Origin of the sequence: Mycobacterium sp. E1386 (assembly GCF_001672745.1) — a bacterium.
In the GTDB taxonomy this organism is placed as follows: Bacteria; Actinomycetota; Actinomycetes; order Mycobacteriales; family Mycobacteriaceae; genus Mycobacterium.
The window spans coordinates 1-644 of the sequence record NZ_LZKH01000189.1; the positions used below are offsets into that span (position 1 = coordinate 1).

Sequence of the window (644 nt, forward strand, 5' to 3'; positions counted from 1 at the left end):
TCCGCGGGCTTCGTCATTCGAGCGGCCAGCTCGCGGGCGCGCGAGACGTAGTCGGGGGAGAGGATCTGGCGCAGGTCGGCCACCAGCGACTCACGCGTGGTTTTGGAAAACGGGCGGGCGACACCGACTTTCAACCGATCCACCTGTGCTGCCCAGATCTTTTGATCGCTCATGCTCCAGAGGCTCAATGTGGGCACTCCGGCGCGCAGGCCCGCGGCCGTGGTGCCCGCGCCGCTGTGGTGCACCACGGCCCGGCAAGCGGGAAAGACCGCCGCGTAATTGACCGCGCCCACTACCTTGACGTGGTCCGAATTAGCGCCGCCGCTGAAATCGGTTTTGCCAGAGCACACTAACGCCCGCTCGCCCAGCTCCGCGCAGGCCTCGCCGATCATGGTGATCGTCTCGGCGGGCGAATCGACCGTTGTGCTGCCAAAGCCGAAGCAGATCGGCGGTGTTCCCGCAGCGATCCACGATGCGACTTCGTCGTCGACATCCGTGGTCAGCTCCATGGTCAGCGTCCCGACAAAGGGGCGCTGGCCGCTCCACTTCGCCCATTCGTCGGCCAGGCCGGGAAAGCAAACCTCGTCGTACGCTTGGATTTCCAGCGACTCTCGCTGGGCGATCCGGCGCGGCGAGGGATGCGT

At 66.1% G+C, this 644-nt stretch carries 1 protein-coding gene; it reads right to left on the reverse strand.

Annotation, left to right across the window (positions count from 1 at the left end; all coding sequences use genetic code 11):
• The coding region (locus tag A5709_RS19045; RefSeq protein ID WP_369827377.1) for a glycosyltransferase at positions 1 to 644 on the reverse strand (644 nt) is incomplete at both ends.